The organism is Pseudomonas sp. RC4D1, assembly GCF_018390395.1.
GTDB lineage: Bacteria > Pseudomonadota > Gammaproteobacteria > Pseudomonadales > Pseudomonadaceae > Aquipseudomonas > Aquipseudomonas danubii.
This window is the reverse complement of sequence record NZ_JAHBAW010000002.1, coordinates 926,978-948,637: the sequence shown is the minus strand read 5'-3', so window position 1 is coordinate 948,637 and position 21,660 is coordinate 926,978. Positions and strand designations below refer to the sequence as shown.

Annotated in this window: 13 protein-coding genes; 8 read left to right on the top strand and 5 right to left on the bottom strand. The window is 65.6% G+C overall.

Annotated elements, in window-relative coordinates; all coding sequences use genetic code 11:
* Nucleotides 1-266: 266 nt before the first annotated feature.
* Nucleotides 267-719 (top strand): ANTAR domain-containing protein, encoded by a 453-nt coding sequence (locus tag KHO49_RS20000; protein ID WP_213665701.1) that lies wholly within the window; start codon nucleotides 267-269, stop codon nucleotides 717-719.
* A gap of 92 nt (nucleotides 720-811) precedes the next feature.
* Here KHO49_RS20000 and KHO49_RS19995 read toward each other — a convergent pair whose 3' ends face one another.
* A complete protein-coding gene (locus KHO49_RS19995) occupies nucleotides 812-1,720 on the bottom strand; it encodes a LysR family transcriptional regulator (protein ID WP_102880157.1) in 909 nt (302 codons plus the stop codon).
* Between the two features lie 97 nt (nucleotides 1,721-1,817).
* Between KHO49_RS19995 and KHO49_RS19990 the strand changes: the two genes are divergently transcribed.
* From KHO49_RS19990 to KHO49_RS19980, 3 genes are all read left to right on the top strand, one after another.
* Complete coding sequence (locus KHO49_RS19990; RefSeq protein WP_102880158.1) at nucleotides 1,818-2,693, top strand: pirin family protein; 876 nt, start codon at nucleotides 1,818-1,820, stop codon at nucleotides 2,691-2,693.
* A gap of 145 nt (nucleotides 2,694-2,838) precedes the next feature.
* A complete protein-coding gene (ycaC, locus tag KHO49_RS19985) occupies nucleotides 2,839-3,465 on the top strand; it encodes an isochorismate family cysteine hydrolase YcaC (RefSeq protein ID WP_060840265.1) in 627 nt (208 codons plus the stop codon).
* A gap of 219 nt (nucleotides 3,466-3,684) precedes the next feature.
* Entirely contained in the window at nucleotides 3,685-5,127 is a 1,443-nt protein-coding gene (locus tag KHO49_RS19980) for a mechanosensitive ion channel family protein (RefSeq protein ID WP_102880159.1), read from the top strand.
* A 19-nt stretch (nucleotides 5,128-5,146) separates the two neighbouring features.
* Here the strand turns inward: KHO49_RS19980 and KHO49_RS19975 are convergent, their stop codons facing one another.
* On the bottom strand, nucleotides 5,147-5,911 hold the full coding sequence (locus KHO49_RS19975) for an AraC family transcriptional regulator (RefSeq protein ID WP_213665700.1): 765 nt from the start codon (nucleotides 5,909-5,911) through the stop codon (nucleotides 5,147-5,149).
* Nucleotides 5,912-6,011: 100 nt separating this feature from the next.
* Here KHO49_RS19975 and KHO49_RS19970 point away from each other — a divergent pair, with 100 nt between their 5' ends.
* From KHO49_RS19970 to KHO49_RS19960, 3 genes are all read left to right on the top strand, one after another.
* Complete coding sequence (locus KHO49_RS19970) at nucleotides 6,012-7,142, top strand: MFS transporter (RefSeq protein WP_213665699.1); 1,131 nt, start codon at nucleotides 6,012-6,014, stop codon at nucleotides 7,140-7,142.
* 148 nt (nucleotides 7,143-7,290) lie between these two features.
* A complete protein-coding gene (locus KHO49_RS19965) occupies nucleotides 7,291-8,364 on the top strand; it encodes an NAD(P)-dependent alcohol dehydrogenase (RefSeq protein WP_102861803.1) in 1,074 nt (357 codons plus the stop codon).
* Nucleotides 8,365-8,454: 90 nt separating this feature from the next.
* Entirely contained in the window at nucleotides 8,455-9,366 is a 912-nt protein-coding gene (locus tag KHO49_RS19960; RefSeq protein ID WP_102880161.1) for a universal stress protein, read from the top strand.
* 32 nt (nucleotides 9,367-9,398) lie between these two features.
* Here the strand turns inward: KHO49_RS19960 and KHO49_RS19955 are convergent, their stop codons facing one another.
* Together KHO49_RS19955 and KHO49_RS19950 are read right to left on the bottom strand one after the other, a co-directional pair.
* Nucleotides 9,399-10,136 carry a Crp/Fnr family transcriptional regulator gene (locus KHO49_RS19955; protein ID WP_102880162.1) on the bottom strand — a complete coding sequence of 246 codons (738 nt, stop codon included), beginning with the start codon at nucleotides 10,134-10,136 and terminating at the stop codon, nucleotides 9,399-9,401.
* Between the two features lie 68 nt (nucleotides 10,137-10,204).
* Complete coding sequence (locus KHO49_RS19950) at nucleotides 10,205-18,895, bottom strand: glycoside hydrolase family 94 protein (RefSeq protein WP_213665698.1); 8,691 nt, start codon at nucleotides 18,893-18,895, stop codon at nucleotides 10,205-10,207.
* A 1,187-nt stretch (nucleotides 18,896-20,082) separates the two neighbouring features.
* Between KHO49_RS19950 and KHO49_RS19945 the strand changes: the two genes are divergently transcribed.
* Nucleotides 20,083-20,469, top strand: a complete 387-nt coding sequence (locus KHO49_RS19945; protein WP_102880165.1) for a DUF6124 family protein — start codon at nucleotides 20,083-20,085, stop codon at nucleotides 20,467-20,469.
* Nucleotides 20,470-20,665: 196 nt separating this feature from the next.
* On the opposite strand, the gene KHO49_RS19940 is transcribed toward KHO49_RS19945, so the two are convergent.
* On the bottom strand, nucleotides 20,666-21,580 hold the full coding sequence (locus KHO49_RS19940) for a T6SS immunity protein Tli4 family protein (protein WP_213665697.1): 915 nt from the start codon (nucleotides 21,578-21,580) through the stop codon (nucleotides 20,666-20,668).
* Nucleotides 21,581-21,660: the final 80 nt, after the last annotated feature.

The window sequence follows — 21,660 nt, the reverse complement described above, 5'->3', positions numbered from 1 at the left end:
CCTTACAAAACAACAAGACCTTTCAGTCTCCTACCCCTCTGCTAAAAAAAACGGGCGGCGATTAAGGTAGTCAGCGACTTAGAAAGAGCTAGCGGTTGGGCTTGTGCACTAGCTGACTTGTCCGAAAAAAACTACGGCAAGAGCACGCTGGACATGGTTTTCAGAATACTCCTAGAGAAAACCTACAGGCACTTCCCTAGCCTTCTACCGACCTAGGAGGAAAGGCCGGCAGCCGCCGGTCGTAGTCTCAAAAGCAGGATCCAGAAATGTCCAATAGAGCGCTGCGCATACTGATTGCCGATGATCAACATTTTCATCGGATGCAGATCGAACGAACCTTGAATCAACTGAGTTATTACCGCATTGCCCCCGTGCACACGCTGGAGGAGCTGCTTTCGCTGGTGGAGTACGCCTGCGATCCGTTCGACCTGCTGATCATCAACGGCAGCCTGGCCATCCACAGCGGTTTCGATCTGCTGGACTTCTGCCTGGACAACCCTCAGCTCGGTCACGCCTTGATCTATGACAGCCAGCGCTTTCCGCCCATCCCCAGCAGCCTGCGGCACCGGATCCAGGCCAGCCGCGCCCAGTTGCCCGACAGCGAGGTGATCCGCCGCTTGATGCTGCAGATCGATCCCCCAGTGTTCAGGGGCGCCAGATCAGGCATTCAGTGGCTGCCGGAACTGCAGCACGGCGGCTGGCGCGTCAGTGCCAATTGATTGAACCGCGCTCTATGCAAAACGGCATCCCCAGGGGATGCCGTTTTACGTTGCGCTTCGGGCAAGGCGTCGCTGAGCAGGCGAGGCCGGGTTCAGGCCATGTCGCTGTGGCTGAACTCCTCGCCGAGAAAGTCGATCAGGCTGCGTACCGAAGGCAGCAGACCGCGGCGTGACGGGAAGATGGCGTGGACGATCCCGCAGCGCGGCGCCCAGCCGGGCACCAGTTCCAGCAGGCGCCCGGCGTCCAGGTCCTCGCGGACCACCACCTTGGGCAGATGGGCGATGCCGACGCCCGCCAGTACCGCATGGCGCAGGGCCAGCAAGTCGTCGGTGACCATCCGCGGCCGATGGCGGATCAAGGCTTCGGCGCCGTCAGGCCCCAGCAACTGCCATTGGTATTCGCGTTGCGCCGCTCCCCAGTGCAGGCTCGGCAGGCCACTGAGATCCGCCGGTGTGGCCGGGCTCGACAGGCGCTGGAGAAAGTCCGGATGGCCCACCAGGCTCTGGGTGCTGTTGCCCAGTACCTTCATCACCAGATCGGTGTTTTCCAGGGGCGGGAAGCGCACCCGCAGGGCAATGTCGAAGCCCTCGTGGATCAGGTCGACCCGGCGGTTGGTGCTTTCGATGAACAGCTCGACCAGGGGGTACTTGAGCATGAAACGGGTGAGCATCGGCCCGACCCAGGAGTTGAGCAGGGCCGTGGGGCAGGCCACGCGCACCAGGCCTTGAGGTTCGGAGCGATTGCGTTCGATGACTTCCGCCGCACCCTCGGCTTCCACCCGCATGGCCAGGCAGCGCTGGTAATACTCCTGGCCGATCTCGGTCAGCGAACAGTGGCGGCTGGTGCGCTGGATCAGGCGCACGCCGAGGCGCTCCTCCAGCTGGGCAATCCGTCGGCTGAGCTTGGACTTGGGCATGTCCAGGGCGCGCCCGGCGGCGGCGAATCCTCGGTGCTCCACCACTTGGGTGAAGTAGTAGAGGGTGTTCAGGTCTTCCAAGATCGTTCTCCAAATAGAACGCTAAGGGCGATTTTTGCAGTCTAGCGCGGCAAAGGTGTGAGTTTTAAGGTGTGTCCATCAGATAGTTCTGGAGGGCGACATGAAAAACATCATCGGCATCTACACCAGCCCCCGGCCTCATTGGGTCGGTGACGGCTTCCCGGTCCGCACCCTGTTTTCCTACGACAACCTGGGTCAGCACATCAGCCCGTTCCTGCTGCTGGATCACGCCGGCCCCGCCCAGTTCAGCCCCACCAGCACCCGCCGTGGGGTCGGTGAACATCCCCATCGCGGCTTCGAGACAGTGACCATCGTCTACGACGGCGAAGTGGAACACCGTGATTCCACCGGCAGCGGCGGCAAGATCGGTCCGGGCGACGTGCAGTGGATGACCGCCGCTTCGGGGATTCTCCACGAGGAGTTCCACTCCGCCGATTTCGCCCGGCGTGGCGGCAATCTGGAAATGGTCCAGCTGTGGGTCAACCTGCCGGCGAAGGACAAGCTCGCAGCCCCCGGTTACCAGACCCTCGTCGCGGCGGATATTGCGCAGCTCCCGCTGCCCGGCCATGCCGGCAGCCTGCGCCTGATCGCTGGTGAGTTCGCCGGCCAGCGCGGCCCGGCGCGGACCTTCACCCCCATTGACGTCTGGGACATGCGCCTGCTGGCCGGCAAACACCTGGAGCTGCCCCTGCACCCGGGGCGCAACACCGCTTTGGTAGTGCTGCGTGGCACGCTGCAGGTCAATGGCCAGGAGCGGGTCGCGCAAGGACAGTTGGCACTGTTGGAACGCGAGGGCGACCTGATCAGCCTGCAAGCCGACAGCGACGCGATTGTGCTGTTGCTCAGCGGCGAGCCCATCGACGAACCCATCGTCGGTCACGGCCCGTTCGTGATGAACAGCGAAGAGGAGATTCATCAGGCCTTCGTCGATTTTCAATCGGGACGCTTCGGCCAGATGGACGCTACCGGTCACTGACCGGCAGCGCTGGCGCGGCGCGCTTGGCCGACTAGGCTCTGCGAGTCGCGCGCTACCCCCCAATGTCCGCCCTCACGCAGCAGGCGCGACCATGGGTTTAACCCCAGCCGGGTTATCCGGCATCGATCATTAACGAGGACTCACCATGACTAACGCCTACAAACGTCTCGACAAGGAAAATGCCGCTGTTCTGCTGGTTGATCACCAGGCCGGCCTGCTGTCGCTGGTCCGCGATATCGAGCCTGATCGCTTCAAGAACAACGTGCTGGCCCTGGCCGACCTGGCCAAGTACTTCAAGCTGCCGACCATCCTCACCACCAGTTTCGAAACCGGCCCCAACGGCCCGCTGGTGCCGGAGCTCAAGGCACTGTTTCCCGACGCGCCGTACATTGCCCGTCCCGGCCAGATCAACGCCTGGGACAACGAAGACTTCGTCAAGGCGATCAAGGCCACCGGCAAGAAACAACTGATCATTGCTGGGGTGGTCACCGAAGTCTGCGTGGCGTTCCCGGCGCTCTCGGCCCTGGAAGAAGGCTTTGAAGTCTTTGTGGTCACCGATGCCTCCGGCACCTTCAATGCACTGACCCGCGACTCGGCCTGGAACCGCATGTCCAACGCTGGCGCGCAATTGATGACCTGGTTTGGCCTGGCCTGCGAGCTGCATCGCGACTGGCGCAACGACGTGGAAGGCCTGGCGACCCTGTTCTCCAACCACATCCCGGACTACCGCAACCTGATGACCAGCTACAACACCCTGACCCAGGGCAAATAAGCTCCTGGCGCGGCGGATGGCCGCCCAGCGCCGGAGCCTGCGAAAACTAACCGGCGGTGAGGGCGTGCATGCCCTCACCGTCGGTTGTGTGTTGGCCATGCGCGGCACAGTCTGGCGCTGGCGGCGGGCTCCGCGCTCCGCGCCCTGGGCCTTTCCGGCTATACCTGCTCCTGTACCTTTCGTGCGATCTTGCCGCCATTGTCCTGCTGGAGTTGCTCGATGCTTGCCCCATTCGCCGATCACCTGCTGTTGGCCGCGATGACGCTGTTGCTGCTGGACCTTGCCCTGTGGCACCTGATCGGTACCCAGGGCGATCGCTGGAAGCTGGCGGTGCGGGTGCTGATCTTTTGCCTGTACAGCCTGATGCTGTTCAACCAGGGCCTGAGCCCCATGCAGACGGCGCCCTGGCCGGACGATGTGCCGTTGCACCTGGCGGCCACCGGTTTGCAGATCGGCTGGTGGCTGTTCGGCGCCCGGACCCTGACGGTGTTGCTGGGCACCCTGATGATGCAGCGGGTCGGTCACACCGGGCGGCTGTTGCAGGACTTGATGGGCGCGGTGATCTTCCTGATCGCCATCATCGCCGCCCTGGCCTACGTGCTGGACCTGCCGGTCAAGGGCGTACTGGCCACCTCCGGGGCGCTGGCAATCATCGTCGGCCTGGCCCTGCAAAGCACCCTCAGCGACCTGTTTTCCGGCCTGGTCCTCAATACCACCAAGCCCTACCAGATCGATGACTGGATCGCCATCGACGGCACCGAAGGCCGGGTAGTGGACATCGATTGGCGGGCGACCCGGCTGCAGACCTCCCAGGGCAGCATGGTGGTGATCCCCAACTCCCTGGCGTCCAAGGCCAAGATCACCAACTTCAGCCGCCCCAGCGATATCTATGGTTTATCCATCAGCGTGCAGGTCAGCCCCCACGCTCGCCCGCAGAAGGTCATCGAGGCCCTGGAGCGGGCCATGCTCGGCTGCCGTTTCCTGCTCGGCACCCCGGCCCCCAGCGTGGCCCTGAAAAGCTCCGGCAGCAGCGGCGCGGAATACGAGATCAGCGGCTTCGTCGCCACCATGGGGCAGAAGCGCGAAGTGCGAAACCAGCTGTTCGACCTGGCATTCCGTCATTTGCAGGCCAGCGGCATCAGCCTGCTGTCCAGTGACGAGCCGGTGCAGAACCCGGCGCTGTCCCGACCTCGGGCGCTGCTGGACGCCTCCAGTATCTTTTCCACCCTGCGCCAGGAAGAGAAGGACACCTTCAGCCAGAACATGCAGTTGCAGACCTTCCGTGCCGGCGAAACCATCCTGCCGGCGGGGGCGGTCAGCGATCACCTGTTCATCATCGAGTCCGGCGTGGTGTCGGTGACCATGCAGCGTGACGGCAAGCCCTTTGAAGCCGGGCGCATGGGCCCGGGTGAAGTGATCGGCGAGGCGGGCGTGGTGGCCGAGCAGGCCACGATCGCGGAGTTTTCAGCCAAGACCTTCTGCAGCCTGTACCGCATCGACAACGAGTTCCTCAAACCCTGCCTGGATGCCCGTCACGACATCGGCGACGCCATGAAGACCCTGCTGGACTTCCGCCAGCACATTGCCCAGAGCCTGGCCCAGTCGCCGCCCAAGCCTGTGGCCAAGAAGGGCTTTCTGCAGTGGTTGCGCAGCCGCACCTGAGGTGCCCCGTCACGGTTTCTCATTTGAAGTAGGCCCGGGGCGTGGTGCCGGTCATGGCCTTGAAGAAGGCGATAAAGATGCTGTCACTGGCAAAGCCCAGTTCGAAGGCCGTGTAGCCGATGCTGCGGCCGGTGGCCAGCAACTCGATGGCGCGCATCAGCCGCCATTGCTGGCGCCATTGCTGGTAACCCAGGCCGGTCTCGCGCTGAAAGATGCGGCCGATGGTGCGGCTGCTGGCGCCGACCCGGGTGGCCAGCACCTTTAGCTCCGGTGGCAGGCGCTGCAGGTCTTCCAGCAGCGGCTGCAGGCGCTTGTCCCGGGGCAGCGGCAAGGACAGCGGCTGATGCAGCGCAGCGCCGATTTCCTCCAGGCACAGGCCCAGCAGGTGCGGGTAGCGGCCCTGGCTCCAGTCGCAATCGAACGCCGCCAGGGCCATGGGTTCCAGCACGGCGCGCAGCAGGGGACTGACATCGATCACCGCCACGTCCGCCGGCAGGCGCGGACTGAGTTCGACACTGAAATACAGCGAGCGGTAATCCACGCTCTGTTGCATTTGCGCCCGGTGCTGCACCCCACCGGGAATCCAGGCCGCCCGCGAGGGGGGCAGCAGGCACAGGCGGTCGGCGAGGGTGATTCGGGTGCAGCCCTGGCGGGTGTACAGCAGTTGCCCGCGACGATGCCGGTGCAGGCCGGAGTCATGATCGCCGAGGGTGGCGGCAACGCCGATCACCGGTGCGCTGAAGGGGTCCGGGTCGAAGCGTGCCTGGGGATCGAGCCATGCCATCTTTGTCCGATTTCCACTGTTTGTTGGCCGGATTGCGATAATACGCCAGCCGCGCCTGCCTAGAATCGCCGGCATGTTTTTTTTGCCGAGCACCCACCTGATGAATCCCCGTTCCCTGTTGCCCCTGGCCATGGCCCTGCTGATGTTCCCGCAGATCGCCCAGACCCTCTTCAGCCCGGCCCTGACCGATATCGGTCGGGCCTTTGGCGTCCCGGCGCAGCAGGCGGCCCAGAGCCTGTCGGTGTTTATCCTGGGGTTCGCGCCGGGGGTGGTGCTCTGGGGACGCCTGAGCGATCGCTGGGGGCGGCGCCCGGCCTTGCTTGGCGGGCTGGCGCTGTATGCCCTGGCGCTGGTCCTGGAGTTGCAGGCCCGCAGCTTTGCCCAGCTGTTGCTGTGCCAGGGCCTGGCGGCCCTGGGCGTGGCTGCCGGTTCGGTGGTGACCCAGACCCTGCTGCGGGATCTGTTCCAGGGCCGCGAACTGATCCGGGTGTTCTCGCTGATGGGCATGGTGCTGGCGGCCAGTCCCGCTATCGGCCTGTTCGCGGGAGCGGCCCTGAGCCGCGCTTTTGGCTATCAGGGCGCACTGACGGGGTTGCTGGTGCTGGCCCTGGCGTTGTTCGGCTGGTGCGCCCGGGCCTTGCCGGAAACCCGTCCGCCTGCGCAGCCTCTGGCGCCCCTGGCCGGCACCTTGTGGCAGATGCTGCGGGACCCCGCGATCTGGCGCTCGGCGCTGCTGGTAGCGGTGTTCAACCTGGCCTTGCTCAGCTATTACAGCCTCGGGCCCTTTGTGTTCCGTAGCCTGGGGCAGGGCGCGCAATGGTTCGGTTACAGCGGCGCGTTGCTGGCCCTGGGCTCCGGCCTGGGCGCCTGGCTCAATCGCCGGCTGTTGGGCCGGGGCTGGTGCAGCGAGCGGCTACTGGTATTGGCAGCCCTGGCGGTGTTGGCCGGAGGTGGCGGGGTCTTGGCCTTGCAGCACAGCCTGTGGTTGGTGCTGCCGATGCTCGGGGTGGTGCTGGGCTTTGGCCTGGCGATCCCGAACATTCTCGGCTCGGCCCTGGCGGCCTACAGCGACCGGCTGGGCAGCGCCGGGGCCTGGTTCGGTTTGTTCTATTACCTGCTGATCGGCGCCGGCCTGCTGCTGGTGGGTTGGGGGCAGGCCCTGGGCCCGAGCCTTTGCCTGTGCGGCGCGGCGGCCTTGTTGCTGTGCCTGGGGGCGCGCCACCGCACATGAAAGCCGGGTTTGCGACACGCGGTCGCCGCACCGTCCCTGAAGGGTCCATTGTTTGACCATGATCAAGCCGTTGCCAGGCGCATCCGCGCAGCCTGTTGGCAGATCTGTGCAACGGCGCAGCCCCTTCCCGGAAATGGAGATCGGCAACATGGCCAAGATGAAAGCTGCGGTATTCGTGGAAAAGAACCGCATCGTCCTGGAAGACAAGGACATCCCCGAAATCGGTCCGCTGGACGCCCTGGTGCGCATCACCACCACGACGATCTGCGGCACCGACGTGCACATCCTGCGCGGCGAATACCCGGTGGCCAAGGGCCTGACCATCGGCCACGAACCGGTGGGCGTGATCGAGCGCCTCGGCTCCCAGGTCCGCGGTTTTCATGAGGGCCAGCGGGTGATCGCCGGGGCCATCACCCCCAGCGGCCAGAGCTACGCCTGCCTCTGTGGCTGCGGCTCCCAGGATGGGCCCGACACCCGCCATGGCTTTCGCGCCACGGGCGGCTGGAAGTTCGGCAACACCATCGACGGCTGCCAGGCCGAGTACGTGCGAGTGCCGGACGCCCTGGCCAACCTGTGCCCGATTCCCGACGGTCTGAGTGACGAAGAAGTACTGATGTGCCCGGACATCATGTCCACCGGCTTCTCCGGCGCCGAGCGCGCCGAAGTCAACATCGGCGACAGCGTCGCGGTGTTTGCCCTGGGGCCCATCGGCCTGTGCGCGGTGGCCGGGGCCCGGCTCAAGGGCGCCACCACCATCATCGGCGTCGACACCGTGGCCGCGCGCATGAGCGTGGCGCGCGGGTTGGGAGCGACCCACGTGGTGGACTTCAAGCAGGGCGACGTGGTGAAGCAGATCATGGAGCTCACCGACGGCCGCGGGGTCGATGTGTCGATCGAGGCCCTGGGCACCCAGGGCACCTTCGAGTCGGCGCTGCGGGTGCTGCGCCCGGGGGGCAAGCTGTCGAGCCTGGGGGTCTATTCCTCCGACCTGCGCATCCCGCTGGATGCCTACGCCGCCGGCCTCGGCGACCTGAGCATCCTCAGTACCCTGTGCCCCGGCGGCAAGGAGCGCATGCGCCGGCTGATGGAGGTGGTCGCCAGTGGCCAGGTGGACCTCAAGCCCCTGGTTACCCACCGCTTCAAGCTCGATGACATCGAAGCCGCCTACGAACTGTTCGCCAGCCAGCGTGACGGGGTGATGAAGATTGCCGTGACGCCATGATCCGAGCACCGGGTGGCCTTGATGCATATCAAGGCGCCCGGGGCCGTCTGCCTAGACACTCAGGCCCATCAACGTCCAAGGAGGTCAACCATGAGCCAGTACCAGCGTCTGTTGCTGATTGCCGATCCCCAACAGCATCAGTCTCCCGCGGCGCGTCGCGCTGCCGCCCTGGCCAAGGCCAGCGGAGCGGCCTTGCATGCCCTGGTGTTCGTCGAACCACCGGCGCGTACCTACCTGTGGGAAGAGCACCTGGAAGAAAGTGAACGCCAGGCCTACCTGCAACGCCATGAGCGCTGGCTGCAGGTGGAAGCCGAATGGATGCGCGAGCAGGGCGTGGAAGTCACCACCCAGGTGATCTGGAGCACCCAGGTGCTCAAGGACATGCTGGCCTACATCAACGAATTCCAGCCTGACCTGCTGATCAAGGACGTGACCCTGGAATCGGCCCTCAAGCGCGTTTTCGTCACCCCCCTGGATTGCCACCTGCTGCGTGAAGCCCCGGTGCCGGTGCATCTGGTCAACGACGCCCCGCACAAACTGCCCCGGCGCATCGTCGCCGCCGTCGACCCGGCCCAGTCCGACACCCAGATCAGCGGCCTCAACGGCCTGATCATCCAGACCGCCAACGCCCTGGCCCTGCAATGCGATGCGCAATTGCACCTGCTGTATGCCTACGACCTGATGCCGATGCTCGACGGCGTCGCGCCGGTGGCGTCCACCGCTTGGAGCGTCAACTGCCTGGACGAGTTGCGCGACTCCCTGCACAAGGAGTTCGAGCGCCTGGGCGATGAACACAACGTGCCCCAGGAGTTTCGCCATTTCATCATGGGGCCGCCGGTGCCGGGCATCGCCCAGTTCGTCGACGAGTACCTGGTGGACGTGGTGGTCATGGGCACCGTGCACCGCACCGGTTTTGGCCGCTTGATCGGCAGCACCACCGAGCGCGCCCTGTACTCGATGCCGGGCAGCATCCTGGCGGTGAAGGCGCTGAGCCCGAACTGAAACCCTCGCTCTGACCCCGCCAGCGGCGAGCCTCAGCCCGGCTCGTCGCGCTGGCTGCCCGGCAGGTACGGCAGCAGCCGCGCGGTCTCCTTGCGCACCACCGCGTAGCACTCGCAGCTGTGCTGTTCCAGGCGCGGCCGGTCGAGGACGTTGATGCGTCCCCGGCTGTACTCGATGATGCCCTGGCGCTGCAGTTTGCCAGCGGCCTCGGTGACCCCTTCACGGCGCACCCCGAGCATGTTGGCGATCAACTCCTGGGTCATCACCAGTTGGTTGCCCGGCAGGCGGTCCAGGGACAGCAGCAGCCAGCGGCACAGTTGCTGGTCGATGGAGTGGTGCCGGTTGCACACCGCGGTCTGGGCCATCTGGGTGATCAGCGACTGGGTGTAGCGCAGCATCAGCAGGAGCATCTCGCCGTGGCGGTTGAATTCGTCCTTGAGACGCTGCCCGGGCAGGCGCAAGGCATGCCCGGCGCTTTGCACGATGGCCCGGCTGGTGGTGCTCTCGCCGCCCATCACCAGGGACACGCCCACCAGCCCTTCGTTGCCCACCACGGCGATTTCCGCCGAGGCGCCGTTCTCCATCAGGTACAGCAGCGACACCACCGCGTCCGTGGGGAAATACACGTGGCGCGGGATATCCCCGGACTCGTAGAGCACCTGGCCCAGGGCCAGGGGCACCGGCTTGAGGTGGGGCAGCAGGCGCTCCTGCACCTCGGCCGGCAGTGCGTTGAGCAAGTGATTGGGCCCGAGCCCAAGGTTGTCGAACATCTCAGAACCACCGGATGGCAAGGCGTCAGCGCTCACTCAGGGTAGTCCAGGGCGTTGCCCGGTGTCTGTCATGGCGCCGACTCGGTGATGGCCGCTGTCGGGGAATGCCCGGTCTGCGGCGGCGCGGCGCTGATGGGCCAGGTCAGTAGCACCTGGCGCGTAATGCCATCGTCCAGCAGTGGTATGGCCAGATCCGGTAGCGGCTGGCCGTCCAGGCTCAGGCTGAGGGGCGCGCCGGGGCTCTGGCGCACGTCGATGTGGTAGAGCGTTTCGCCAAAGCGGTAATCCAGGCTGTAGCCCGGCCAATGAGCCGGGATCACCGGTTCGATGAACAGCTGCTCGCCTTCGCGGCGCAGCCCCAGCAACGACTCGATGATCAGCCGGTACATCCAGCCCGCCGAGCCGGTGTACCAGCTCCAGCCGCCGCGCCCGGTGTGGGGCGCCACGCCATAGACGTCGGCGGCCATCACATAGGGCTCGACCCGGTAGGTGGCCACCTGCTCGGCGCTGCGTCGGCTCACCGGGTTGATCATGTGCAGCAGCTCCCAGGCCCGGGCGCTGTCCCCCAGGCGGGCGAAGGCCATGCTGGCCCAGATCGCCGCGTGGGTGTATTGGCCGCCGTTCTCCCGCACCCCGGGCACATAGCCCTTGATGTAGCCCGGGTCCAGGGGGCTGTGGGCGAACGGCGGGTCCAGCAGCAGCACCACGCCGCTGTCGCGGCGCACCAGATGCCGGTCCAGGGACTCCATGGCCTGATGCTGGCGGACGTCACTGGCGGCAGCGGAGAGCACCGACCAGCTCTGGGCGATGGAGTCGATGCGGCATTCCTGGTTGTCGGCGGAGCCCAGGATCTGGCCGTCGTCGAACCAGGCCCGGCGATACCACTGTCCGTCCCAGGCCTGGCTGTCGAGGGCGGCGCGCAAGGCCAGGGCCTGCTCGCGACAGGTCCGGGCGAAGGCCGGGTCGTCGTGCTGTTCGGCGGTGACGGCGAACCGCTGCAGCACCTCGTGGCTGAAGAACCCCAGCCACACGCTTTCCCCCAGGCCCCGCTCGCCGACCCGGTTCATGCCGTCATTCCAGTCCCCGGTGCCCATCAGCGGCAAGCCATGGACGCCGCGCCGGCTGCCGTGCTCGATGGCCCGTTGGCAGTGGCGGTAGAGGCTCTCCCGCAGTCCGCTGGCCTGGGGCAGGTCGTAGTAGGACTCTTCCCCGGGATTGAGCTGGCGACCTTCCAGGTAACCCACTTCAACCTCCAGCACACTGCGGTCGCCGGTGATCTGCACATAGCGGCTGGTGGCCAGGGGCAGCCAGAGGAAGTCATCGGAACAGCCGGTGCGCACCCCGCGATTCTGTGGCGGGTGCCACCAGTGCTGGACGTCGCCCTCGGGGTACTGGTGGGCGGCGCAGAGCAGCAGGTGCTCGCGGGCCAGGGCCGGCTCGGCGTGGATCATTGCCATGCTGTCCTGCAACTGGTCGCGAAAACCGATGGCGCCACCGGACTGGTAGAAACCGCTGCGAGCCCAGAAGCGGCAGGCGATGGTCTGGTACATCAGCCAGCCGTTGGCCATGACATCGACGGCCGGGTCGGGGGTATGCACTTGCAGTGTGCCCAGACTCTGCTGCCAGTGCTGGTGCACGGCGGCCAGTTCGCTCTGCGCCATCTGCGTGCCGCGGTACTGCAGGACCCGCCGGGTTGCGGCCTTGGCATCCACCTCGGCCCCCAGGCGGAACAGCACTTCCTGGCTCTGGCCGTCCGCCAGCTCCAGCGCCACCTGCATCGCCGCGCACGGATCGAAACCGGCGCCGGAACGCCCGGACAGACGCCCCCGAGTCAACGCGGCCGGCGCCGCGAGACTGCCGTTGCGGCCAATGAACTCACTGCGGTCGCCGGTGAAACTGCGCACCGCCGAGTCGGTGTCGAGAAACGCCACATGCCCGGAAAACTCCATGTTGTAGGGGTTGCGGGCGAACAGCGCGCCACTGACCGGATCGCTTTCAGTGACCACATGCATGGCCGAGCGGCCGCGCAATTCCCCCAGCACCCATTCCACGTAGCAGGTCACTGTGAGGCGCCGTGGCCGGCCGCTGCGGTTGCGGATCTTCAACCGCGAGAACTTGATCGGCGCCTGCAGCGCCACATAGATCGTCAGCTCGCTGTGAATGCCGTTCTCCTCATGTTCGAACACGCTGTAGCCGAAGCCATGGCGGGTGCGATAGCTGCCGTTGCCCGGGCAGGGCTGGGGAGTGGGCGACCAGACCTGGCCGCTGTCTTCGTCACGCAGGTACAGGGCCTCGCCGCTGGGGTCGCTGACCGGGTCGTCGTGCCAGGGGCTGAGGCGGTACTCGTGGGCGTTTTCGCGCCAGCTGTAGGCGCCGCCGCTTTCCGAGATCACCGTGCCGAACAGCGGGTTGGCGAGCACGTTGGCCCAGGGCGCCGGGGTCGGTTGCCCGGGGTTGAGGGTAATCAGGTATTCGCGGCCGTCGCTGCTGAAGCCGCCGTAGGGCGTTTCCAGGATCAGTTCCGGCAGCGGGGCTGGCGGGGCACTGCTGGCCGTTTGTGGCAGGCGCACCAGGGGCGCTTCCAGGCGCGGCAGCGACGGATCGGCGCGGCGCCGGTGGACCTGCTCGGCGAGGCTGCCGCGGCTGTCGCTGATCACCAGGCGCGCCACCGCCAGCATCAGCACGCGGTCTTCGCCCGACAGTTGCTGGGCCGGACGCACGAAGATGCCCCCGGGACGGTCGATCAGGCTGGCTTCGCTGCCGGAGGTCACCAGGCCCATGATCAGGTCCTGGAGCTGCTGGCGGTAGCCGACCTGATCCTCGTTCCAGATCACCAGGTCCACCGCCAGGCCTTTCTGTCGCCAGTAGGCGTGGGCCTTGATCAGTTGCTGCACCAGGGTGATGTTGGCCAGGTCGCCCACTTGCAAAAGGACGATCGGCAGGTCGCCGGAAATGCCCTGGCCCCAGAGCCCGGACTGGCTGCGGCGGTTGGCCAGCAGCAGGCTGGTGTCGGCCCGCAGGCTGGCGTTGGCGTAGAGCAGCGAGGCGGCCATCTGTTGGAACAGCCGGGCTTCGGCCAGTGAGGCGTTGAGCTGGCGCAACAGCACCTGGCTGTGGGTCCAGGCCAGGTCGAAGACCCGGTCCGCCAGGTGCCGGTCACGGTATTTGTGGATCAGTTGCAGGCAGTGTTCGCGGCTCTCGGCGACCCCGGTCACCAGGTCGATGGTGGCGCTCTGGCCGGGGTCGAGGGTGATCCGGCAGCGGATCGCCACGATCGGGTCGAGCACCGGTCCATCGCTCCCCGAGAGCCGTTCGACCTGCGGGTCCAGGGCCTGGGGCGCGGCCAGATCCCGGCCGCGGCCGATAAAGCGTGCGCGGTCGGTTTCATAGGAGATGGCGTCGATGTCCACGCCGTGGGCCGCCAGCAGGTGGCACAGCCACGGCACTGGCTGCTCCTGGGCCCGTGGCCGGCGGCTGCAGACGATGGCCTGCAGGCGGGGCAGCAGTTCGGTTTCGATGAACAGGTTGCTGAAGGCCGGGTGGGCCGCATCGCTCTGGGCCGGGGCCAGGACCACCTCGGCGTAGCTGGTGAGCTCGATGCTGCGGCGCCCCCGGGCCCGGTTGCACAGGTGCAGGCGGCGCAGTTCGATGGGGTCCTCGGGGGATACGACGATTTCCAGGTGGCTGTCGAAGTCCCGTTCACGTACCCGGAATTCGGCCCGGGCATCGGTGAAGATCGCCTCGAAATGCTCTGGGCGGTGGCGGGTTGGCTGGTAGGCCGCGGACCAAAAGTCGCCGCTGGCCACGTCCCGCAGGTAGCAGAACTGCCCCCAGTGATCGCGGGTCGGGTCTTCGTGCCAGCGGGTCACTGCCAGTTCGTTGCAGCGGCTGTAGCCGCCACCGGCACTGCTGAGCATCAGGTGGTAGTGACCGTTGGACAGCAGTTGCACGGCCGGGCGCTTGCGGTCCGGGTCGGCGAATACCCGCAGTTTGTTTTCATGGGCCCGGGCCGCTTCGTCGGCTTCCGGAGCACCGGCGGCGTGCAGGTACTGGGCGGCGGTTTTCGGCACCCGTTCCTGCAGCAGCAGGGCGATGGCCTGGAACTGCGGATCGGATTCGAAGCGCCGTTGCATGGGTTGATCCAGCAGCAACCAGGCCAGGGCCAGCAGGCTCATGCCCTGGTGGTGAGCCATGAACGACCGCACCACGGCATGGTCCTGGCCCCGGGGCAGGCGCGACTCGGTGTAGTCCACGGCTTCATAGAGGCCGAAGCGTCCACCCAGCCCCAGCTGTGCCAGGCGCTGCAGGTTCTGGCAGGCGGCCTGGGGCGCCACCATCAGCGCCAGGACACTGGCGTAGGGCGCCACCACCCGTTCCGCGCCGAGGCCACGCTTGAGCCCCAGGCCCGGTACGCCGAACGCCCGGTACTGGTAGTTGAACTGACTGTCGAGGGTGTTGTAGCCCGACTCGGACACGCCCCAAGGCAGGCCCAGTTGCTGGCCGTGCTCGATCTGCAGGGCCACCGCGGCGCGACAGGTCTGGTCCAGCAGGGTGCCCTGGTAGCTGGGCATTACCAGCATCGGCATCAGGTACTCGAACATCGAACCGGTCCAGGACAGCAGCACCGGGGTGCCGGCGCTGCTGGTGAGCAGGCGGCCCAGGGCGAACCAGCTTTCCTGGGGCAACTGTCCCTGGGCGATGGCGACAAAGTGGGTCAGGCGCACTTCCGAGGCCAAGAGGTCGTAGTAACCGGCATCCAGGCGGTGCTCATCGGCGTTGTAGCCGATTACCAGCAAGTGACGACGGGTGTCGTAGAGAAAGCCGAAGTCCATCTGCGCCATGCTGGCTACCGCTTCCAGCAATCGACTGAGGCAACTGATGCGCTCCAGGGCCAGCTCGCGCACGGCGGCGATCCGCTCGTGGTGCATCGGCAACCAATACCCGGCGTCCAACTGGGCCAACTGGCGCCAGCTCAGGGTGCCGAAGCGGCGGCCATCGGCCATGGGCGGCAGGCAGCGCCATTGCAGTTCGTCATGCAGGTCACGGCATTGCGCGGCCAGTGCCTGGCGCCAGAAGTCCACATCGTCCGTTGTGCCGGTCTGCGCCTGCTCGACGCTGTCGGCAATCCGTTGCAGCAGCCCCAGCAAGGCATCCGGAGCCACGTCGGCATGCAGGCTCAGGTGCTCATGCACGGCGCGGGTTTCCAGGCGCCAGCGCAGCACTGGGGCGGTGTCCTGGCCGGCCGCCGTGAGGGCGTCCTGGAACACATCGAGGCTGTCCAGCAGGCCGTTGGCGATCTGCAGCAGCGCCGGAGGACTGTCCACCAGGGCCTGCAGGCCGGGGCGCAGGGTCAGCAGCATGCCCACCAGGTTGCCGCTGTCCACGGTGGACACATAGCGCGGCGGCAAGGGTTGCAGGCTCTGGGTGTCGTACCAGTTGTAGAAGTGCCCGCGATAGCGTTCCAGCCGGCCCATGCTGGCCAGCATCTGCTCCAGGCGGTGCATCAGCCGGCGGCTGCTCAGGTAGCCGAAGTCGTGGGCCGCCAGATGGGCCAGCAGGGCCAACCCGAGGTTGGTCGGCGAGGTGCGATGGGCGATGCGCTGCTGGGGCTGTTCCTGCAGATTGTCCGGGGCCAGCCAGTTGTCATCGGGGCCGACGTACTGGTCGAAAAAGCCCCAGGTGCGGCGGGCCAGGCTCTGCAGGAAACGCCGTTGGCCGCTGGAAGGCTCGAACGCCACCTGGCTTGCCGGGCGGCTGAGCCACCAGGCCAGGGCCGGGCCGGCCAGCCAGGCCAGGAGCAGGGGCGCGGCCATCAGCAGTTGCGGGCTCGGCCACAGTAGCGCCGTCAGCAGCAGGGCCAGCAACGGGCCGATCCACATCCGCCGGTACAGCTGCAGCAGGTTGTCATCCGGGCCGCGCTCGGCTTCCCGGGACGGTTGCCACTGCAGGCGATGAGCTTTGCTGATGCCCATGCGCCACAACGCGCGGGCCATGGCGTCCAGGCTGTAGGCGACCTCATAGGGCAGCCAGGCCAGGGGCAACAGGGCCCGGGACAGGTGCTGGCCGGCGCTGCCCAGGGCGGCGTTCAGTTGTTGCAGCAACGGCACTTCCGGGGTGTTGTGCACCAGCTCGCGCAAGGCGGCGGACAGGGGCAGCACCAGCAGCACAATCAGCACCGCCAGGGTCCAGGCCAGGGGCTGGGTGGAGCCCAGCCAGCCCCACAGCAGCATGCTCAGCAAGGCCAGGGGTTCGAGGCTGCGACGCAGGTTGTCGAGGATTTTCCAGCGTGCCAGCGGGCTCAGGCGATTGCTTTCCAGGCCGCCGGCGGCCTTGGGCGACCAGGGCAGGAGCCAGGGCAGCAGTTGCCAGTCGCCGCGAATCCAGCGCTGGCGGCGCTTGACGTCGGCGCTGTAGCGCGCTGGGTATTCCTCGAACAGCTGCACATCACTGAGCAGCCCGGAACGGGCGTAGCAGCCCTCGATCAGGTCGTGGCTGAGAATCCGGTTGTCGGCAAAGCGCCCGCCCAGGGTCTGCTCGAAGGTGTCCAGGGCATAGATGCCCTTGCCGACGAAGGAGCCTTCCTGGAACAGGTCCTGATAGACGTCCGACACCGCGCGGGTATAGGGATCGATCCCGGCATCGCTGGCGAACAGTCGGGAATAGGCGCTGCGCGCGGTGCTCGACAGGCTGATGCCGACCCGCGGCTGGAGAATTCCGTAGCCGCTGACGATGCGCCCGCTGAGCGGGTCGGTCTGTGGGCGGTTCAGCGGGTGGTCCATGGCGCCCACGCATTGCTGGGCCACGTCCCGGGGCAGTTGGGTGTCGCTGTCCAGGGTGATGACGTAGGTGATCTCGGGCAGGGCCTGGATATCGCCGACGATCAGCGAGAAGCGCTCCTGGCCCCGGCCGCGCAGCAGGGCGTTGAGGTCTTCGAGTTTGCCGCGCTTGCGCTCGTGGCCCATCCAGCAATGTTCGGCGGCGTTCCACAGCCGTGGCCGGTGCAGCAGGTAGAAGCGATCCACCGCCTCTTCGGGGTACTTCAGGTTCAGCGCCTCAATGCCTTGTCGGGCCAGCGCCAGCAGGGCGGTGTCGCCGTCCTGGGTTTCGCTGGGGGCGTCGAGAAAGTCGCTGAGCAGGGCGAAGTACAGCTGGGCATCGCGGTTGGCCAGAAAGCGCACTTCCAGGCCTTCCACCAGCTCTTCGACATCCGCCGCGTTGCCGAACAGGCAGGGCACCGCCACCAGGGTCCGGGCCCGGGGCGCAATGCCTTCGCTGTAGTCCAGGCGCGGCAGAATGCCCGGGGCCACAGTCAGGGTCACCAGGCCGTTGATCAGGCCGATGGCCAGGCGGCTGGCCAGCAGCAGCGCCGGCACCGCCCACAGTGCCAGCCAGTAATGGCCGGGGCTGGCTTCCTGATACAGGGCATCGAGAAACGGCCAGGCGAACAGCGCCGAGAGCAGCATCACCGGCCCCAGGAAAAAGCCCAGGGGCGCCTGGGTCAGCAGGCGCCGGCCGCGTTCGGCCAGGGGCACTCGGGCGCCGATCTGTTGTTCCAGGGTGCGGCGTCCGGCGCCGATCAGGTAATGCCCGACATGGCCGGCCACGGCTTCCGGGGCCTCGGCGCGGTAGTGGGCCCGGGCCAGTTCGATGCACTGGCGGGCCACCTGGTCTTCACTCAGGGGGCAGTGGCGGGCCAGGCGTTCGAGCACATGCCGGTAATGGTCACGGGTGGCGAAATCCATGCGCCGGTAGACCTTGGCCGGGTCGTCCTGGAGCACCTGTTCGACCCGGCTCATCAGTTCGACGAACTCGCGCCAGTTGCTGGCCGAGAGCAGGCGCAGGCTGGAAATGCTGTTGCTGATGGACACCTGATCGGCGGCTTGCTGTTGGGCGTCGAGCTGCACCAGGCGCTCGATGTTCAGCCCGGTTTCCCCCAGCAGTTGCTCGATCCAGGCCAGGGGCAGCACCAGGGCGGCGTTCTGGCCCTGCAGACGCCGCGCCAGTTCAGCGACGAAGGCGGCACTCATGGGCGGTGCCGAGCGGGCCATGTCGGCCACCGCCAGCACCACGCTCTTGGCGTCCTGCTCGGCGGTTTCCATCAGGCGGTCGGCCCAGTCGTTGGCCAGATTGCGCTCGCTCCAGTTGGCCATGACCCGGAAGGCCACGCGCCGCAGGTTCTCGATCAAGGCCAGGCGCAGCATGATCGGAATCGCCCACAGCTCGCCGAGCTTGAGCGGGGTGACGCTCTGGTAGCTGTCGACGAAACGCCCCAGGCTTTCGCTGTCGACCCGGCCGTCGCCGTGGGAAATGGTTTCCAGGGCGATGTCGTAGACCCGTGGCAGGCCCGCCGACTGGCCGTTGGCCAGGCGCGGCAATTGCCGGCTGTAGCCCCGGGGCAGGTGAGTGCGGGTGATGCGGATCTGTTCTTCCAGCAGGTAGTAGTTGTCCAGCAGCCATTCGGCGGCGGGGGTGGCCCGGGGCGAGCTGCCGGTGGCTGCCGTCAGGCTTTTGCAGCAACTGGCCAGGGCGCTGGCGTTGTCCGACAGGCGTGCCAGCAGCCAGTCGGGGTTGCGGCTTTGGCTCAGGCGGTGCTGGTGCGCCAGCAGGGTGCCGTGGCTGGCCATCTGTTCACTGCTGAACAATTCCGAGCGCAGCGGCGCTTCGTATTCGACGCTGTTGCGCGAGGCCTTCCATTGGCCGTATCTGGCGGCGGGCAGACGGCAGAACCTCAGGAATGTGTGGGTCCAATGACTGTCCATGTTTTCCTTGGCATAACAGAGCCGTCCCTCGGCACGGGGTGCGAGGGAGGGCCGGGAGCGGGGCGTGCGGTCAAATCGATGCACCGTCGCGACGAACGTTTCAGGCAAAAAGCTGCAACCTTGACGGTGGCGGGCGTGGGTGAGGGTGTCTGTGCGTTGGGGCACATAGGCGGGCGATAGGCATTTCTGTTGGGTGGGGGGGCTTGTTTTGGTGAGGGGGGTTGTTCCTGTTTGGGGGCGTGGTGGTCGTGGAGCATGAGGGGGCGGTCTTGTTGGTGGGCATGTCCGTTGCTGCGGGTGTGGTTGCTGGCGGTTTCGCTCTTGCAGCGGTGGGCTGTGTACATATCCGTTGCTGCGGTAACGACCACTTATGGTTTCGCTCTTACAGCGACTCACTTTTGAAAAGCGCAAAAGTAAGCAAAACGCTTCTGCCCCTCCACTCGGTGCCTCGCCTAGGCTCGGCATGCCCTCACTCCGGCATTGATCCGTGGGCCGCCGCCACCGGCCATCCCTGGCCGGGTGGCGGCTAACCCGGCATCCCTGCCGGGTTACCCACGGCTCAATGCCTGCGTTCGGCCATCGTGGTTAACGGGGCGTTCAGATCAAGATCAAGAGCCAGACGGCGGCCTTGCGGCCGGCCTGGAGCGGGAATGGGGGGGGCACCTTCCCTTGTAGGCGCTGCCGAGGGCTGCGAACGGGCGAGAATCGCCCGGCCAGTCGGCGCGGTATATCAGGTACAGCGCCGATACGAAAACAGGGCGACAGAACTGTTTTCGGCCTGGTCGCTGACAAACCAATCCGTGGGAACAAACACCCTCGCCACAGAGCCGTGGCTGTTTCAGAGAGTGCTGAAAGCTGGTTGGAACTACGCCGATTCGCTTTCTTTTGTAAGGCAAATCCGAGAAACTGCCGGCCGCTTGAATGCGCCTGGTGGGCGGGCTAGGGTGCTGGAGCCATCGCCAAATCGATGGCTCGGATGTGCAAGTCCGAACTCTGCAAAGGCGCACAAACGATCAGCACTGATTGGTCGTTTTCATGTCCGCTGCGTTATGGCGGCCGTGCGTGGGAGATCTTCGGATCTGCCGGGTGTCCTTGCAGACTCGGTCTTGCACACCTGCGTACGGCTGCCACCTTATTCGTGTGCAAGCGAACGGTGTTGGCTCCTTTTATCTGCAAGGAGTTAGACCATGAAAAAGCTCGTCCCCGATCCCCCCACGTCCTATCGCGATCCCGAACTCAAGGCCGCCAACGCCACCTTGCGCGTGGCTCTGGCTCGACAACCGCAGGACCCCGCGCTGTTCCAGCGCAACACCCAAGCCAAACCTGTTTCTGCCGACTCGCTGTTCAGCGTGCGCCCAGGCGTCAGTGCTGAAGAGGCGCTGGTGCATGTGTCGCTGTTGCTCAAATGCGCCGAGGAGGTCTGCGATGAAATCACCCAGCAGGGCAGCGGCATCGAGCGCGGGCTGATCTGGTCCATGGTGCATTCCGTGGAGATGGCCCGGGCGGTGGTGGAGGCGTTGCTGGACGCTAGCCCGCGAGGTGTCTGCTCATGCTCGGACGAGCCGCGCTCGTAAAGCCCGAGTCCCCCGGTCTTCTTGAACTTAGAGTGTGGTGGCCGTCGGCGAAGTGGCGACAAGGATGGGGAGACATACCCGTTGCTGCGGTAACGCCGGCTTAGGATTTCGCCGCTAAGGCCAGCCCTTTCAGGGTCTTTGCTCAAGGCTGCTTCTCCAGTTTTGCAGCCTTGAGCGTCCGGTCATTGCCATCGCTTTAAGGCGTCGATACCGGACGCAGGCGAATTGAATCGATGATGGCATCCCACAGCGCAAGTGCTGCTTTATCAGACTTGAAAGCCGGATCTGGTGGGGTGCCATCGTCATCGACGTCAGCTTCCTCCACGCTCAGTTCCGCCTTGAGGTGGGGCTCGTAGACCGACTCGTCCTTGCCCTGGGCTTCCCAGAGGAAGGTGTAGTTGCGTTGCCCCTTTGCGCTGCCCGCCAGCAGGTACTCATCGGCGGGAATGGCACCGCCACGCTCTCTTTTGCGCAGGGTCTCGATGCCCGCAACCATCTTCAGCGCGCCCATCAAAAAGCCACTCATTCGATCCAGTAACCGATCTTCTTCGGCTCCGGTGCTGGATCTGAATGACAAAAAGGTTCTAGGGTGTTCCGGGAAGGTCACGCCAACCCCGAAGTCTTCACTTTGAAAGCTGTCACCCGCGATGTAGGCCCGGTCGATACAGAATCCTGGTTCGGTGGGGATCTCATTGATTTCACGAGAGCGTAGGTTGTGGGCTAGGGAAGTAGCACTTTCAATGCCTGCTGCTTCACGATCTTGTGTGACGCCACCTTTCCAGCGGTAAGCGCGCCATGTCGGCTTGGAAATAGCGTAAGTATCCAGCAAGTACATCTCTACACTGGCATTGGACTTCCAGGAAAGTAGCCCTGTTGAGCCATTTCTAAGGTCCAATCGACGAAGAAACATACTTCCCTGTATTTTTTTATGCCGTTCACTCTTCAATTCCTTCTCACGCTGGTCGATTCTGGTTACTAGAGCCTCAGGGCTATCGTCGAGTGCTTCGATGTCGTCGTCCCACAGGTAATACCCAGCGTTGATCTTTGCCTGTGGTGGCAGATCAATCAGGAAGCGTCCGTAGCAATGAGTAATCCATCCGCTCTTGTCCATGGCGGGGCTCCGAGAGGAAAAAATCGATGTGCAGCTGATAACGCTAGTCATAGCGATTAAACCAAGGATCGTTATTAGGT

Bases quoted from the DNA above. Each gene is read 5' to 3' on its own strand.
- KHO49_RS19945 (WP_102880165.1), top strand. From the start codon at position 20,083: ATGAAAAAGCTCGTCCCCGATCCCCCCACGTCCTATCGCGATCCCGAA.
- KHO49_RS19990 (WP_102880158.1), top strand. From the start codon at position 1,818: ATGAAAAACATCATCGGCATCTACACCAGCCCCCGGCCTCATTGGGTC.
- KHO49_RS19970 (WP_213665699.1), top strand. From the start codon at position 6,012: ATGAATCCCCGTTCCCTGTTGCCCCTGGCCATGGCCCTGCTGATGTTC.
- KHO49_RS20000 (WP_213665701.1), top strand. From the start codon at position 267: ATGTCCAATAGAGCGCTGCGCATACTGATTGCCGATGATCAACATTTT.
- KHO49_RS19965 (WP_102861803.1), top strand. From the start codon at position 7,291: ATGGCCAAGATGAAAGCTGCGGTATTCGTGGAAAAGAACCGCATCGTC.
- ycaC (WP_060840265.1), top strand. From the start codon at position 2,839: ATGACTAACGCCTACAAACGTCTCGACAAGGAAAATGCCGCTGTTCTG.
- KHO49_RS19940 (WP_213665697.1), bottom strand. From the start codon at position 21,580: ATGGACAAGAGCGGATGGATTACTCATTGCTACGGACGCTTCCTGATT.
- KHO49_RS19975 (WP_213665700.1), bottom strand. From the start codon at position 5,911: ATGGCATGGCTCGATCCCCAGGCACGCTTCGACCCGGACCCCTTCAGC.
- KHO49_RS19950 (WP_213665698.1), bottom strand. From the start codon at position 18,895: ATGGACAGTCATTGGACCCACACATTCCTGAGGTTCTGCCGTCTGCCC.
- KHO49_RS19980 (WP_102880159.1), top strand. From the start codon at position 3,685: ATGCTTGCCCCATTCGCCGATCACCTGCTGTTGGCCGCGATGACGCTG.
- KHO49_RS19955 (WP_102880162.1), bottom strand. From the start codon at position 10,136: ATGTTCGACAACCTTGGGCTCGGGCCCAATCACTTGCTCAACGCACTG.
- KHO49_RS19960 (WP_102880161.1), top strand. From the start codon at position 8,455: ATGAGCCAGTACCAGCGTCTGTTGCTGATTGCCGATCCCCAACAGCAT.